The 14,132-nt window shown below is 50.2% G+C and carries 12 protein-coding genes; 1 reads left to right on the top strand and 11 read right to left on the bottom strand.

The annotated features are described in order from the left end of the window. Positions 1 to 205 precede the first annotated feature (205 nt). A complete protein-coding gene (locus KP014_RS07725; protein WP_139210614.1) occupies positions 206 to 1,102 on the bottom strand; it encodes a gamma-glutamylcyclotransferase family protein in 897 nt (298 codons plus the stop codon). 124 nt (positions 1,103 to 1,226) lie between these two features. Here KP014_RS07725 and KP014_RS07720 point away from each other — a divergent pair, with 124 nt between their 5' ends. Beyond that, positions 1,227 to 1,355 (top strand): DUF4023 domain-containing protein, encoded by a 129-nt coding sequence (locus tag KP014_RS07720; RefSeq protein ID WP_081754791.1) that lies wholly within the window; start codon positions 1,227 to 1,229, stop codon positions 1,353 to 1,355. A 172-nt stretch (positions 1,356 to 1,527) separates the two neighbouring features. Here KP014_RS07720 and KP014_RS07715 read toward each other — a convergent pair whose 3' ends face one another. From KP014_RS07715 to KP014_RS07670, 10 genes are all read right to left on the bottom strand, one after another. After that, positions 1,528 to 1,995: a 2-thiouracil desulfurase family protein gene (locus KP014_RS07715; protein WP_036605380.1), complete on the bottom strand. Its 468-nt coding sequence runs from the start codon at positions 1,993 to 1,995 to the stop codon at positions 1,528 to 1,530. A 24-nt stretch (positions 1,996 to 2,019) separates the two neighbouring features. After that, the gene (locus KP014_RS07710) at positions 2,020 to 2,457 is read right to left on the bottom strand and encodes a HEAT repeat domain-containing protein (protein WP_036605387.1); all 438 of its coding nucleotides are present in this window, start codon (positions 2,455 to 2,457) and stop codon (positions 2,020 to 2,022) included. 115 nt (positions 2,458 to 2,572) lie between these two features. Continuing rightward, positions 2,573 to 3,781 carry a YibE/F family protein gene (locus KP014_RS07705; RefSeq protein ID WP_036605382.1) on the bottom strand — a complete coding sequence of 403 codons (1,209 nt, stop codon included), beginning with the start codon at positions 3,779 to 3,781 and terminating at the stop codon, positions 2,573 to 2,575. A gap of 35 nt (positions 3,782 to 3,816) precedes the next feature. Continuing rightward, positions 3,817 to 5,004: a HupE/UreJ family protein gene (locus tag KP014_RS07700; protein ID WP_036605383.1), complete on the bottom strand. Its 1,188-nt coding sequence runs from the start codon at positions 5,002 to 5,004 to the stop codon at positions 3,817 to 3,819. Positions 5,005 to 5,072: 68 nt separating this feature from the next. Then, positions 5,073 to 7,544 (bottom strand): S-layer homology domain-containing protein, encoded by a 2,472-nt coding sequence (locus KP014_RS07695; protein ID WP_175491886.1) that lies wholly within the window; start codon positions 7,542 to 7,544, stop codon positions 5,073 to 5,075. A 141-nt stretch (positions 7,545 to 7,685) separates the two neighbouring features. Continuing rightward, positions 7,686 to 8,780, bottom strand: coding sequence for a HupE/UreJ family protein (locus tag KP014_RS07690; RefSeq protein WP_090834378.1), 1,095 nt, complete (start codon positions 8,778 to 8,780; stop codon positions 7,686 to 7,688). A gap of 489 nt (positions 8,781 to 9,269) precedes the next feature. Continuing rightward, on the bottom strand, positions 9,270 to 10,223 hold the full coding sequence (locus tag KP014_RS07685; protein WP_036591470.1) for a helix-turn-helix transcriptional regulator: 954 nt from the start codon (positions 10,221 to 10,223) through the stop codon (positions 9,270 to 9,272). A 267-nt stretch (positions 10,224 to 10,490) separates the two neighbouring features. Next, positions 10,491 to 11,612, bottom strand: a complete 1,122-nt coding sequence (locus KP014_RS07680) for an ABC transporter permease (protein ID WP_090834379.1) — start codon at positions 11,610 to 11,612, stop codon at positions 10,491 to 10,493. A gap of 1 nt (position 11,613) precedes the next feature. Beyond that, positions 11,614 to 12,543, bottom strand: a complete 930-nt coding sequence (locus KP014_RS07675) for an ABC transporter ATP-binding protein (RefSeq protein WP_036589508.1) — start codon at positions 12,541 to 12,543, stop codon at positions 11,614 to 11,616. A gap of 280 nt (positions 12,544 to 12,823) precedes the next feature. Continuing rightward, a complete protein-coding gene (locus KP014_RS07670; RefSeq protein ID WP_036589510.1) occupies positions 12,824 to 14,008 on the bottom strand; it encodes a nucleotidyltransferase domain-containing protein in 1,185 nt (394 codons plus the stop codon). Between the last annotated feature and the right edge of the window lie 124 nt (positions 14,009 to 14,132).

Genomic DNA, 14,132 nt, shown 5'->3' with positions numbered 1-14,132 from the left:
CAACTTGATGTCTCATCAGCAACTTTTATAATATATCATATCCAACCGTTTTATGCAAGCTCTTTTTTTAATTTCTTTTTCGAAGAAGAACTCGTATTTCTTGGCCGGAATTAGAATATACCATGAATGCAAAAGAAGTGCAAGTATTAATTTGAGAAATTATTAGTTTATTTATTCTCTATTATGAAATACCTCTAATCCTTTCTTATTCAGCAAGCCGAAATTCATACTCCTTCCAGACGCGGTCTTCCAATTCCGCATAATACTCCGCTGACACGACCGGCCGTGCTCCACGCAAAATCTCCCGGAGATAATGTCCCGGCGGGGACATGTCAGATTTTTTGTCCACAACCACGAATGTTACCGCATCCTGTATACTGCCGTCTGCGCATTGAACAGGGACAACTGTAGGTCGATATTTCCCGCTGTGCACACCTTCCCGAAGATATAAATAACCGTCAAGACATTCGGTAGGTATAGAGTACAGCTTTCCCTCCGTCCTGCCCCCGGTCTCGACAAGATCGGCACGGCCGCCGTCCTCGGCCCGATACGTAAATTGAAGATTGAACCCCTCCGCTACTCCGCGTCCTCTCACATCAGCGAACCATTCGGCAGCTCCGGCGAGTGTGATTCTCTCCATATCCATACAGCTTCCATAGGCAAAATAAAGCACATTCGGGTTCTGCCTTTGTAGATGCAGCTTCCAATCTCCATGAGCAATCACATCATATTTCCGCTCCCGGTATACATACACCCACGCTTCCCGTTTTCCGCTGTCGGTCGTCACGTCCGTTCTGATCCGCTCATATTCATTCGCCGGATTACCGAAACCGTGAAAGTCCTCCAATTCGTCCAGCCGGCTCATCATCTCCAGCGTCACTTCGTACAGCTCGCCAGCCACGACACCGGAGCCTTCTGCTGCCATAGCCGGATAGCCGCGCCGCGTATCCATCAAAATCCCCCGAGTCCACGCCATTAGCGCAATCGGCCGGGCATTATCCATTAGATGATGATTTTCTTCTCCCTGCCGTAATGTTCCGTAGACAAAAACAAGTTCCATGTCGTTTGCTCCTTTGGCGCAGCGTGCGTTCTTTATTTTCACTCTACCATACCTCCGAATTAACTCAACAGCATATCGTCTTACCGAATGAGAAAGCGAAGTACATGGTTTACAAGCAATCGGGTTACATTAATACCAAGCTCATAGCCTGAAGGAGGAGAACCATATGGAAAGCACCAATGAATTTGTGGAAAAATTGCATGATACCCAGAAGAAAGACGAAAAAAATAAGCACCACGGCAAAGGGAACGCCGGGTTCAAACTGCAGAACAAGCAGCACAGTACGAATAAATAACATTCCATTCTAACTGACGCCCGCTAACGGCGACCGGAATAATTAGTACACAAAAGCACCCCTGATCACATGATGACAGGGGTACTTTTTCGCTATACCAATATAGACCGCTTAAAAATGATGTTCTCCCAGTAGTGGGCAGCCCATCCGAATTCACCCTGGCGGAGTCGGTTTACTGAGCATCGAACTCCCCGGAAGCGAACTCTTTTTCCGAAATAACTTTGAAGCCTTCCCGTCTGAGCAGCGCTACCGTTACGCCTTCTCCGGGGATTTTATTGCCCGCAAACCGGCCGTCATAAATCATTTGGCTGCCGCAGGAAGGGCTATTTTCTTTTAGAACGATGAGAGAAGCATTGTGCTTCCGCGCTGTTTCGAGAGCTTTATAGGCGCCCTCGATAAAAAGCCCGGTAACCTCCCTGCCGGACCGGTCGATAACCTTGGCGTTTCCGGCTAAGACATCTTCGCCCGTTCCGCCCACAATCTCGGCCGGTTCGCGCGGCGTGGGACACCCGCCCAACACTTCGGGGCAGACCAGCACAGCCTTGTTCTCACGGGCCAATTTCTGTATTTTATCCAGTACATTATGCGACCCGTCGTACCGGCACTCGACACCGGCCAGGCAAGAGCTGACGATGATCATGGTTTTTACTCCTAGCTGATCCCGTTATTTTACCGAAGACCATTTTCTCTCCAGCCACTTGTCGAAGCCTTCGCCTTTTTCGCCTTCATAAGCGTCATACACGTCGATTCTCATCTTCTTCAGCTTCTCTTTGAACTCTTCATACGTATGTTCACGGGGGAGACTTTTCTTGACCCTCAGCAGAATTTTGGAAACGCCTTTGAACAGCTCGGGCTTGTCCTTGGAAGGAGCCGCCACAGTCTCGCCGAACGCTTCAAGCTTCCTGTAAGCCGCTTCCTGCACTGTATATACCGGATCACTTTCCGCAAGCCGCGTCAGGATATCAATGACTTGTCTGTGAGGATATTTCCCCATCTCCTCCACCGCTTCAAGACGAGCTCTCCAATCGGCGGAACGTCCGGCGGCTTTTTTCAATTCCGCATAATTCTCCGGCAGTCCATTGTTCGTTTCTTCGGCGTCTATTTCTTCAACGTTCTTGTCTTCGTTATTCAAACGGCACAATCCCTTCTCTGATCAAACTTGTGATAGGGATATTTTAGCGTAGTCTTGCACGGGACTCAACCTTCTACCGGGCTTATTAGTCGGCAGCACGCATCATGGATGCACGCGAACTCTCCAGCGCTTCGCCTTCCGCAGCAGTCTTTTTTTCAAGATTTGGAATGATTCTCGAAGAAATGAAGGCGACTACGGGCACGGTTAAGACTACGCCGAAGCAGCCGGTCAATCCCAGTAAAGCCTCTATGGTCACCATGCTCATGTTGGTTAATTGGGTAAAAGGAAGCTTCACCGCATAAAGAACCATGAGCGAGGCGAGCGCGGAGCCTGTGAAAGCCAGAATCAGCGTGTTCGCCATCGTCCCCATGATATCGCGGCCGATATTTATCCCGGATTTGAACAACTCTTTCTTGCTGAGAAGGGGGTTATTTAAATAAAGTTCGTGCACGGATGAAGCAATGGAAATACCGATATCCATTATGGCGCCAAGGGAAGACAGCAGAATTCCGGCGAACAGCAGTCCCTTGAGCTGCATCCCGGTCTGATCGGCGACGACAATCAGGACCTCAACCTGATCCGTGTTATACCCTGAAATATGAAGCAAATTGCCGAAAATAAAGGCAAAAACCCCTGAGAGAGCCACTCCAATAGTCGTTCCGACGATCGCCGCGACGGTCTTGGAGCTCCAGCCGTTCAGCAGGAGCAGGGTAACGCAGGTGCTGAGAATCACAACCAATACGGAAGCGAGAACCGGAGAATAGCCTCTGTATAACATGGGGATGAACAAATAAACAATGCAGGCAAAAGTAAAGATAATGCCGAGCACTGATTTCAGGCCTTTTTTTCCGCCGATCCACCACAGCAATCCGAAAAACAGCAGCGCCATCGCATACAGAATCGGAGCTCTGTTATAGCTGTATACCGATATCAAATAGTTATTTTTGTTGGCTGAGTCAATATTTACGATCAAGGTCTGTCCTTGTTTGGCAACCACGTTTAAATAAGCGCTCACGTTGTTGGTGACGTTATGGACTTCGCCCTTATGCTCGCCGGAAAGAATTTTCAGCTCAAGTTCCTGGGAACCGGTCAGTAAATCCCCTCTTTGCGGATCCCTTTGCAAATCCTCGCTGATGATTTTCAGTACTTTAGCCTTCTCATATCTTTGGGAAGACGTCGTCCCTTGATCGTTATATTTGGGCTCGGGAGCTTGATTGAACAAGTAAATAGCTATCGAGATTGCCAGCAGCAGTGCGACAAAAAGCAAGGTGTTCCTGTTCTTGAAAGCAGGCATCTTATTCCCTCCAGCACATGATGTCTATCATTAATTTAAAAAAAGAGCCGCTGCGCCAGCCATATTCCACCGAGAGTAAGCGCGATGCTAGAACCTGCGAATACCGCTCCCCTTGAGAACTTCCAGCGGTGCAGCAGAATAAGCAGCGGGAGCAGCAGGGCGATCAGCGTCACCTGGACGGCCTCGATTCCGAGATTGAAGCTGATTAATGCCGCCGCCAGTTGGCTTTTGGGGAGATTCATTGCTTTCAAAATATCGGCAAAGCCCATCCCGTGTATCAGACCGAATGCAAAAGTGAGTATCCAGCGGCGGCTGACCTCCCTGCGAATCATATTGTCCACCGCGACAAAGCAGATGCTCAGCGCAATCGCCGGCTCGACAATTCCCGAAGGCACGTCGATAATTCCAAGCACGGTCAGGGTTAAGGTAATGCTGTGAGCAACGGTAAAAGCGGTAATCATCGCGGCATACTGCTTGAAGCTCTGCTTGGCGATAAGCAGCGAGAACAGAAAGAGCAGATGGTCATACCCGTTTAAAATATGATTAATGCCTAGCTTGAAAAAAGAGAGCCAGCCCGAGAGGTTCTCCGAAGTCCCGGATGACCCGCTTGGTGTCTCTTCGGCTTGCCCACTCCCGCTATTTTGCGATAATTGACCTTTCTGAGAAACAGCGTCAGCACCCTCCGTTAACTGCATCGTCCACATCCGGTGCTGCCCGGATAATGCCTCCGTAGCTGTGCGGCTGCCGTAATGAACCGTGAGCAGATTGACATAATTGGTTCCTGCATCCTTTAAATATAAATCATCCTTCAGTGTAATCGTTGCCGAGGAAGAAATTGCGGGATAGGAAACTTTCAGCACGGCCTTTTCGGCATTCTCCTGCAGGTCCAGGCCAAAGCCTTGCACCCGGGTCCATTCATGAGGTTCATTATTAATTTGCAATTTAATATTTTCTTTGAGCAAAGCCAGCAGTTGATCTTTTATTCCGTCGAATTCATTCTGCGAGAGAAGCCCGTCTTTATTGGTATCCCCGCCGATCAGCTCGATAACAGACAACTGATCCAGCGCATAGGTCATTTCCGTGGTTGATTGGGTCAAATTTAATGTAGTATAGCCTGCGCTATAGGCATGAGCGTCCGCTCTTCGTTCAAACGGCATCAGAAGCAGCGCCATAACGGATATTAAACAAAGGGTGTAGCGCGACAAAGCATACATTCGGAGCATAATCTTTCCTCCTAAAATATAACGAGAATGCCGTTCGTAAAGAACGGCATTCCCCGTTGCTCATATCTTTATGGATTCAGCAGATTATAAATGGCTACAGCCGCTTCCGCGCGGGTTGTAATACCCCGTGGCTGGAATGTGTTCGCTTCACGTCCGCCAACGAGATTGAGCGACACCGCTTGTCTTACATAGGCCAAGGCCCATGGCGAAATTTTGGATTCATCCTTGAACGAGGCCCCCGGATTGGCAGAGGCTGCGCCGTGCAGCTTCGCATATCCGCGCATAAGCATCGTTACCATTTCCTCACGGGTAATATTGGATTTGCCGCCGAAAGTCGCGGTGCTGCTTCCCTGAACGATCCCAGCTTTCACGGCCGCCGCAACCGAATCGGCATACCAGTCTCCGGCTTTCACATCTTTAAATGCCACATTGCCTGATTCCGTAAGCTGGAGGGCTCTGACCAGCATAGCGGTGAATTCGGCCCGCGTTACGCTGCGTTTAGGTTCAAACGTAGCAGCGCTTGTACCGTTCAGAATCTGCTTCGAGACCAGATCTTGGATAGCCGAAGCCGCCCAATATCCTGCGGGAACGTCCTTAAATGATGGCGTAGCCGCGGTTCCGCCGCTGCTGCCGCCTGCCGCAGGCGCGCTGGAAGCGGATGGAGCGGGCGAAGCGGACGGGGACGGACTCGGTGCTGCAGCGTCACCGCTGCCCGGCACCGTTGTGCCTGTTCCAGCCGTTGTCCCCGGCGAGACACTAGAACCTGCTGGAGTCACCGGAAAATCGGCAGTAACCTCAGCTGTACCATTTTCTATGATGGAAGCCGCTGTTCTGTGTTTATTCTGCGTAGTCAGCACAGAGCTTGTAAGTTGAACGCTCGCGATCACCGAGCTCTGTTTACTGTTTTTAACCTCAAAGGTCAGTTTAAGGACATCCTTATACGTTCCATACACATCGGACCGGATCGGAGCCGCAAGATTTGCGCTTACTTTTACCTCTCCTCCATTATCCGTGTAGTTAAAGGTTCCGTTATCCGGGGTTACCAGTTCCGCCTTTTTAAGGGTGAGCTTCGTGTTGTCGTACTTGAACGTCGTATCCAGTTTTTGCACCGCATTGGCATTTTTGACCGCGTAGTAATATTCAATGCCTGACGCTGTATAGGTCACCTTCGGCTGCTTGGTATAGATTTTTGCGGGTTCGGCTTCCTTAACCAGTCCGTAGCTGTCGAGCTTCTGCAGCGTATCCGAACGGTAGGTGTCTACCGAAATACTGGTAGGTGTCACGTTAATTGTCGAGAAGGTCGGCGTATGAAGCTGGCTTCTGACCTCCGAATAGATTTCGGGAGTTGCCATCAGTTCATAGTATTTGCTTCCGCTCGCCGAGTTGGCGGTTACGTATGTGTTGCCGGTAGGGTTCACGTCTCTTCCCTGCCCGTCCACTAGCTGTCTACCCTGAACGTTATCGCCATTCATCACATAGGTTCTGACATAAGAGTGGTCATGGCCCATGAAGATCATGTCTACATCCAGCTTATCAAAGAAAGGAAACAGAGCTTGTCTGAGGCCCGTAATCTTCACTTCAGTGGAGTGGGGACCGGCACCGTAAATATCATGATGGAAAGTAACGATTCTCCACTTCGTGTTCGGAACCTTTGCCACCGTCTCTTCCATAAACTGACCATGCTCGGCTCCGTTCAAATTGTTGGTGTTCAGTACCATGAACAGAGTGTCGCCGTAAGTATAATAGTAATCTCCACTTGCATTAGTACTGCCAAGAGTCGACTCGTTAGGTACAGTATAATGATATCTGTAGTTCACATTGGTATCGTGGTTGCCGACAACCGTCGCCACCGGCAGATTTCTCAGCACGTCAGGACTTTCAAAGGCGTCATATTCCGTTTCGCTGGTGCTATGCTCGACCTGGTCGCCCGCGGACATGATAAAGCTGAAAGCCGGAAAATTGCCAACTGCCTGATTCAGCGTTTTGGTCCAGCCATAGGTATCATTCGTCACACTGCCGGAGGAACCGATCTGCGGATCGCCGACAAACATCAAGGAGTAATTGTAAGGGTCTTGAGTGGCAAAATCGTAGGCTGGGCTCCAATGTCCGCTGGTTCCATCACCCACACGATATACATATTGAGTCTTCGGAGCAAGGCCCGTAACCGTAACCTTGTTGGAGTAATAGACCACATCCGTAACCGTTGCCGCTGTTGTGGCTGTACCCGTGAAAGACATTACTTTAGGACCTGTAGGGAAGACGCTGCCTATCATATCGGATCTTTTTACCATCTGGACGATACTGGCTGCCGGCTCTCCGGGTGTGTACCATGTAAAATTCAATTGGCTCTCATCCGCCCCAGGATTAAGCGCAATATCTTTGACGGAATAAGGAACTGCAGCCTTGACGACACTTACCGGACTAAGGTTGGCATTAATGCCGGGCAGCTTCGAAGGAAGCACGCTCAGGACCAGCAGCGCCGACAATGTCAAAATGGAGGCAGTGTAAAGCCGCCGCTTCTCCTGACTGAATTTCTTCAACAATTAAAACACCCCTTACCTAGGATTTGTTCACGCTTGTACCAATATAGTCCTCAATTGTTAACGGAGCTGCAGAAAAAGATTATGCATGTATAAATATGTAAACTTCTCTAAACAACGTGTAATAGAGCGAAAGAGACGTCAGGCATAGGCTTTTATTATGAACACAATGAGTCCGAACAAGCCGGCCGCCGCCTGGAGCGCGGGAACCGACCTACCGATTTTGCGCAGAAGCAGAATTGCCGTATACCAAACCGCGGCAGCTATAACCAAACCGGCCCCGATTCCGACAATAAAAGCAGTCCACGAAGCCGCAAAATAGCCATCATCCGCTCGCAGTCCGTACAAGGTTACAGCAAACCCGAATCCGTGCATCAGCCCGAATAATCCGGCAAGCGTGATTAGGAGCTTAAAACTGCTCAGGTTAAGCAATAGAATCAGGGCGGCGCAGATCAGACTCAGCGGAAGAATGGATACGGTAAAAGAGGCCGGCATTTCCGTGATACCCAGAGCGGTCAGAGCCAGAGATAACGATATGGCTGCCGCGAATACGGCAGTCGCCGCAAGACTTTGCTTCAAAGAACGGCACCCTGTCAGGAGGAGCATTATAAACAGAAGAGACTCAATCCCCTTTAACAAACGCCCGATTCCAAGCTGAACAAAATGGCTGGCCGTATCATTCAGACTCGTACCGCCTACTTGAATATCTTTAAGCTCATTCACGATTACGGCCTCTTTCTTTAAGTCGCCCAGCGTGACCGTCACATAATTGATATGCCATTGATCGCTGTCGAAAACGAGATCGTAATGTAAAAAGAAACTCTTTGGAACTCTATCGACCGGATACGTTATTACGGCTTCCGCAAACGGCTGGGGTTCATTTTCTTTTTGAATGATGCGAAGATCGGTCAGCTTTCCCTCCAGCGGCAGAGAATCCGCATATAAGCTCGTATGAGACAGCAGATATTGTTCCACCTCCGTCCGGCTGCCGGTGGCGAACCGTTCCAACACCTCGGGAGTAGACAATCCGATGTCGGGATCATTCGGAGTCGCCGCCGCTCTCAGATCGTACATATCAATTTGCAGCACATACTTAATGAATCCATCGCCCGCCGAAATATCCGAATAGGCCAGACTATTGTTTCCATGGGCCAACGAAACCGGCGCCCCTAATGCAAATATGAAACCCAGCATTGAAAAAAATACAGCCAAGCGCCTGCCCCACTTTATGTTCATTGTTCCGTCCTCCTAAACCGCCGCCTGCCGTTCTTAGCAGCATCAAATACTTCCAGCATAAACCCGGGAAATGATAGGAATGTAAAAAAAGAGGGGGGGTTGTGTAAAACGGGGGGATTAGGTTGGTTGAACTAAGGATATCGTCAAAGAAAAAGGGCGCTCCCTTATTAAACGCCTTGTTTCAGACGTATTGGGGGCACCCTTATAAAGCCGCATATACGGAACAGTCAAACGTCATAGCATTTAAACATCATCCTTGTGCTTAGGTTCCAAACATAACCTTGTGATAGACAGCTATATCCTCCGCCAAATTATCTGTAATCAGCCGAATGTTAAGCCTCGTCGACATCGATCATAGGTATTCATCCTTTTATGAAAAGTTGATAGGTTTCATATAACTCTGTGGTTAGTATAGCATTTTGCACAAGAGGGATGGACTTATGGCTTGGTAGCTTTCTGGGGTGATAACTCGGAATTAGCTAAAGATACCTATCCATACATTCCTACCCACTGGTTAAGCTTCTGCTTCAACGACTCCCGTACATGCAGCGGCTCCAATATCTCGGCATCCGGACCGTACTGCAGTACCCATTTGATAAATTCATCCTCATTGTTTAGCGTCACTTCAAAAATAAGGCTGCCGTCCCCAAGATCCTTCATCCAGGGCCGGACGAACAGTTCCTCTTCCTTTATGTACCGGGCGACACTGGGACTGAAACGGATTTTAAAACGGACATTTTTGTTCCCTCGATTGATGGACCAGGTATTTTTTAGATACTGCCTGATGTTGAAATGACTTTTATCAAATAACTCGTCCGTAATCTCCACCTGCTGGAACCGGCTGATCCGAAAGGTGCGGATTCCCTGAGATTTATGGCAGTAACCGATCAGATAGAACCGCTGCTCCCGCGGAACCAGATAATACGGGTCAATCCGCCGTTCGCTTGTTTCGTCACGGTACTGAGCGTGATAGATCGCCTGTATCGTTTTTTGTTCAAGAATCGCTTCAATGATCGGCTGCAAAAAATTGGGATTCCCCTGGCGGTAAGCCGGTGTACCCATCTGAATGATCTCCGCAATCTCGCCGATGACTCTGCTGTTTTGCTTTCTTTTCTCACGGAAATGTGTGCTCATCACCTTGTCATAGGCAGTCTCAAAGCCTGGGGGAAGCTTCTCCTTGTCCAGTACGGAGGGCAGCAGCGAGAAGACCAACTCCTCCTGCTCGGAAAAATTCAGCGGATACATAAAAAATTTACCCATAAACCGGTATCCCGTTCCCCGCCCTTCATTCGTGACCGGAGCGATCAGGGTGATGATGTCCATATCCCGGTAAATGGTTCGGGTCGTAACCTCGCATTTGTCTGCCAGTTCGGGAGCGGAAATGCCAGGCTTGGCCTGAATGGCGTTAATAATTTTGAAAATACGGATCACTTTGTCGATCATGTCTTATTCTCCTTGTCTAATCTGGTAACACTGCTTTCAGCAAACTTCATGACATACTGTTGTCAAAATGAAATAATGAAATTCCCCGATACGACGTTCGACCTTCCTCTTACTTTCAGGATCTTTATACCTATGTAAATATTCCTATTCCCTTATTTTTACCTGCCAGCGATCTTATGAGCAATTACTTATTTCCTAAACAAAAAAATATAAAAAACCGCTCTCATCAAAGAAAGCGGTCCATTCTATGAATGTTATTTTTAAAACCTACCGCACCTCCACCTTACCCTTCCGATAAATTAACGCCCCGATAGAGAATGCCGCCACGCCCCATAGGGCGAGGATGCCGATTCCGATCCAGAACGAAGAGCTGAACAGGCCGGACCCATACACCATGCCGTCCCGCATGCCTTCGACGAAATAGGTCAGCGGAAGCACCTGGGTCACCGGCTTCAGCCAATCGGGCAGGCTGCTGGTAGCGAAGAAGACGCCGCTGATAAACATCATCAGGAAGCTCGTGATATTCGCCACGCCCATATAGGACTCGATAGATTTGCTAAAGGAAGATATCAGATAGCCCAAAGCGTTAAAGGCCAGAACCCCAACGAAGAAGGCGATGATCAATACAGGGATGTTGAGATCCAGGTTCGCGCCGAAGCCGAAAATGCCGATTACGGAGAGCAGCACGATCTGCACGAAGCTGAGGACGAAGCGGACCATCATGCCGGCGAGGCCGTACAGCCCCATCCGCAGCGGAGTCATGCGCAGCCGCTTCAGCAGGCCGGACCTGCGGATTTCAACCATGTCGACCATCCCGAACAGGCCCGCTTGGGCCACAGACAGAGCGATCATGCCGGTCATCAGAAAGTCGACACTGCTGAGATCCTTGCTGCTGCTGGATACCGACGAGGTCTGCAGCCGGTAGGCCGGCTCGATTCCCGCTGCCGCAAAGCTGGCTCTTTGGACATACTGGTCGAGGATGCCCCGGATCGCCTGAGTGGTGGCGTTGCTTTCGTTCTCGGTATTGACGATTAGCCGGATATCCCCACTGTTCCCGTTCTCCGGAAGGACGATGGCCGCGTCTACATCCTTGTCTTTGACCCAGGTGTCGGCCTGGGCGCTGTCAACGGCCTGCTCCGACTTCCACTCAAAGACCGGAATTTTCCGAAGCCCGGCTTCAAGCGAATCGCTGGAGGCGCTCGGCACAGGATTCACCAGCGCCACCTTCGCCTTGAAGTCGCCGCCGTCTCCTCCGCCGCCGAAAATAACCATGAACAGCACCATCAAAATGATAGGAAAAAATAAATTCCAGAACCAAACCGCCTTCTCACGGAACATAGTCTTGAGTTGAGCAACGAACAATTTCATAACCTGTGCGCCTGTGCTCATATCAGTCCCTCCATTCTTTGCCCGTAAAGGCAATAAAGACATCCTCGAGACTCATTTCACGGATGGATACATGCTCGACCCGGTAACCATGCTCCTTGGTAAATCCGAGAAGACCGTACAGCGCCTGTTCCGGCTCCGGGGACCAGAGTGTCACGTTCGCGCCTTCCCGCTCCATCCGGGCAATATCCGGACGGCCGCGCAGCGCTTCTTCAGTCTGTGCCGCCGCATCTTCCCCATCATAGAAAGACAACCGCACTTCCCGTTCCTTCGTCAGTTTGCCGATCAGAGCGGCTGGCGTATCGAGGCTGATGACCGTACCCTGATCGACGATGCAAACGCGGTCGCTCAACTTCTCCGCCTCTTCCATGTAATGGGTCGTCAAAATGATGGTTGTGCCGAGCTGCTTCAGGCGCAGGATAATATCCCAAATATTACGACGCGCCTGGGGATCTAGTCCGGTGGTCGGTTCGTCGAGAAAAATCACCTGCGGATCGTTGATCATCGCAAGTCCGATGGCGAGGCGCTGCCGCTGTCCTCCAGACAGCGATTTAACCCGCTTGCTCCGGTGCTCGGTCAGATTGATCATCTCCAGCACCTCGGCGGTCGATTTGCGTTTGGGATAAAATGAAGCGAACAAATCCAAATTCTCCTCGGCGGTGAGCAGGTCGAATAAAGCGCTGGATTGCGGCTGAACGCCGATCAGCGTCTTGATTGCGCTATCGTCCTTGCCCCAGGACAAGCCCGCAACGGCGATACTGCCAGCATCCGGCGGCTGCAGCCCTTCGATCATCTCCAGGGTTGTCGTTTTGCCCGCTCCGTTCGGCCCGATAATCGTAAAGACTTCTCCTGCTTCCACGTTGAAGCTGATATCTTGAACAGCCTTGACGTCGCCGAACGATTTCCTCAAATTTTTCACTTCAAGCACCGGCATCGGTATCCCTCCAAATATCCGTTTTTTTCACAACTTGACTTTATAATAAAACGGGGGCTGAAACAGCTTAACCGTCCGCAAGCCGATTTTGCACTCGGTCCAGGGATGTATATGATGGAAACAAGAACCCAATGCCGCAAAAGGCATACAGGGATCACCTGTCGGGGTGGAATTCTGTTTCATTATAGCACATACGTTCGCTTTATGGGACAAAAATAACCGCTCCGGCGACAGGCCGGATGCGGTTTTTCTTGAGCTAAAGGCTATTATAAGCCTTAACTCATTTCGCCTCACTGAATGCTTTTCTCCAGGCCCATAAAAAGGGCCGCAAAGGGAAATAAAGAAAATGCAGCTGCTTCGGCAGCGGCAGCGTCTTCGCGTCCGCCGCATAAGGATAAAGAAAACCGAGCACGTACACAAGCTGCTGCCCTCGTGATAAAATCGTCGGCTGATAATACCGGTAATGCCGTTCCACCTCGGGCGGCAGCGACGGATTATGCAGATTGACCATGCGCTCCACATAGAACATGGCAAGCCGCGCCAGGCGCCGGGCCTTCGGTCTGTCCGTCAAGCCGTACAGCCCGGGATCAACCGGCGCATTCAGCAGACCGGCAGCCAATGTAAGGGCCTGTCCCCCAGCGTCGCCATGATCATACCGATCAAGAAGTCTGGTTAATGCGCCGGGGTCCGGCTGCTGCAGCAGCAATTGCTTTATATCGAGCAGCCATCTCAGTCTGGACCAGCCATGCCTGGCCCCATGGGCCGCCAGAAACAGGAACAGATCCTCCCTGCCCAAGTAATGGACGCTCCGGCCAAAGTGATTGCTTATCCTCCTGCGTTCCCAGAGCTGATCGAAGTCCGGCTCCTTGGATGGAGCAGGGTTCAACCGCCAGTGGACTTCAACCTTAATATTGTTGACAGGATGATGGAATGTCGTATGATGCTGTCTCCATTTCCAATCTCCCAGAATGGTCTCGAATTCCTCTTCTTTCACATATCCAAGACGGATAAGCAGCGCTTCAGCCTGGGCCAGTTCTCCGATCGGCACGATGAAATCGAGATCGCGCGACGTGCGGAGCGATATATCGCCGTATAAATCCTGGGCAAGCACCGGCCCCTTCAGAAACAGAGAGCGTATATTCAAGCGGGCAAGCTCTTCGCTGAGATTTCCCATTTCCCCGCTGAGCTGAAGCATCTGGATCGTATTCCTGCGATATTCATTTTGCAGACAATCTCTGACCCCAGAAGGCACCATTCCTTCACGTATACGGCTAATCTTGGGATATAAGAAGGGATAAACGCGATGATGCATGGCAAGCCGGACAACAAGCTTCCAATCGATATCCGCGAACATCTCCGGCTCCCGCTCCGCCGTCCCGTCCATACTGTCCGCAGCAAGTAACGTAAGAAGAAGCGCTAACTCTCTAGATAAAACTCCTTTGTTAAGCGCATACCGGTCAGTCATAGACACTCTCCTTCATCCCGCGTTATCACCAAGAGAGTAACACCGCTAATTGAAAGATGTCAATTCCTCTGACCGTGCTCATCTATATGTAAAAAAACAACCCGCTCCGGCGTTTAGGCCGAAT

It is taken from the genome of Paenibacillus sophorae (assembly GCF_018966525.1).
In the GTDB taxonomy this organism is placed as follows: domain Bacteria; phylum Bacillota; class Bacilli; order Paenibacillales; family Paenibacillaceae; genus Paenibacillus_AQ; species Paenibacillus_AQ sophorae.
Note: the sequence above shows the minus strand (reverse complement) of the source record. Positions and strands in the feature narration are given on the sequence as shown.

What these genes read in the sequence shown, in the direction of transcription:
- KP014_RS07705 (WP_036605382.1), bottom strand. Translation starts at nt 3,781, where the DNA reads ATGCCTGCTTTCAAGAACAGGAACACCTTGCTTTTTGTCGCACTGCTG.
- KP014_RS07690 (WP_090834378.1), bottom strand. Translation starts at nt 8,780, where the DNA reads ATGAACATAAAGTGGGGCAGGCGCTTGGCTGTATTTTTTTCAATGCTG.
- KP014_RS07715 (WP_036605380.1), bottom strand. Translation starts at nt 1,995, where the DNA reads ATGATCATCGTCAGCTCTTGCCTGGCCGGTGTCGAGTGCCGGTACGAC.
- KP014_RS07670 (WP_036589510.1), bottom strand. Translation starts at nt 14,008, where the DNA reads ATGACTGACCGGTATGCGCTTAACAAAGGAGTTTTATCTAGAGAGTTA.
- KP014_RS07685 (WP_036591470.1), bottom strand. Translation starts at nt 10,223, where the DNA reads ATGATCGACAAAGTGATCCGTATTTTCAAAATTATTAACGCCATTCAG.
- KP014_RS07675 (WP_036589508.1), bottom strand. Translation starts at nt 12,543, where the DNA reads ATGCCGGTGCTTGAAGTGAAAAATTTGAGGAAATCGTTCGGCGACGTC.
- KP014_RS07720 (WP_081754791.1), top strand. Translation starts at nt 1,227, where the DNA reads ATGGAAAGCACCAATGAATTTGTGGAAAAATTGCATGATACCCAGAAG.
- KP014_RS07700 (WP_036605383.1), bottom strand. Translation starts at nt 5,004, where the DNA reads ATGCTCCGAATGTATGCTTTGTCGCGCTACACCCTTTGTTTAATATCC.
- KP014_RS07680 (WP_090834379.1), bottom strand. Translation starts at nt 11,612, where the DNA reads ATGAGCACAGGCGCACAGGTTATGAAATTGTTCGTTGCTCAACTCAAG.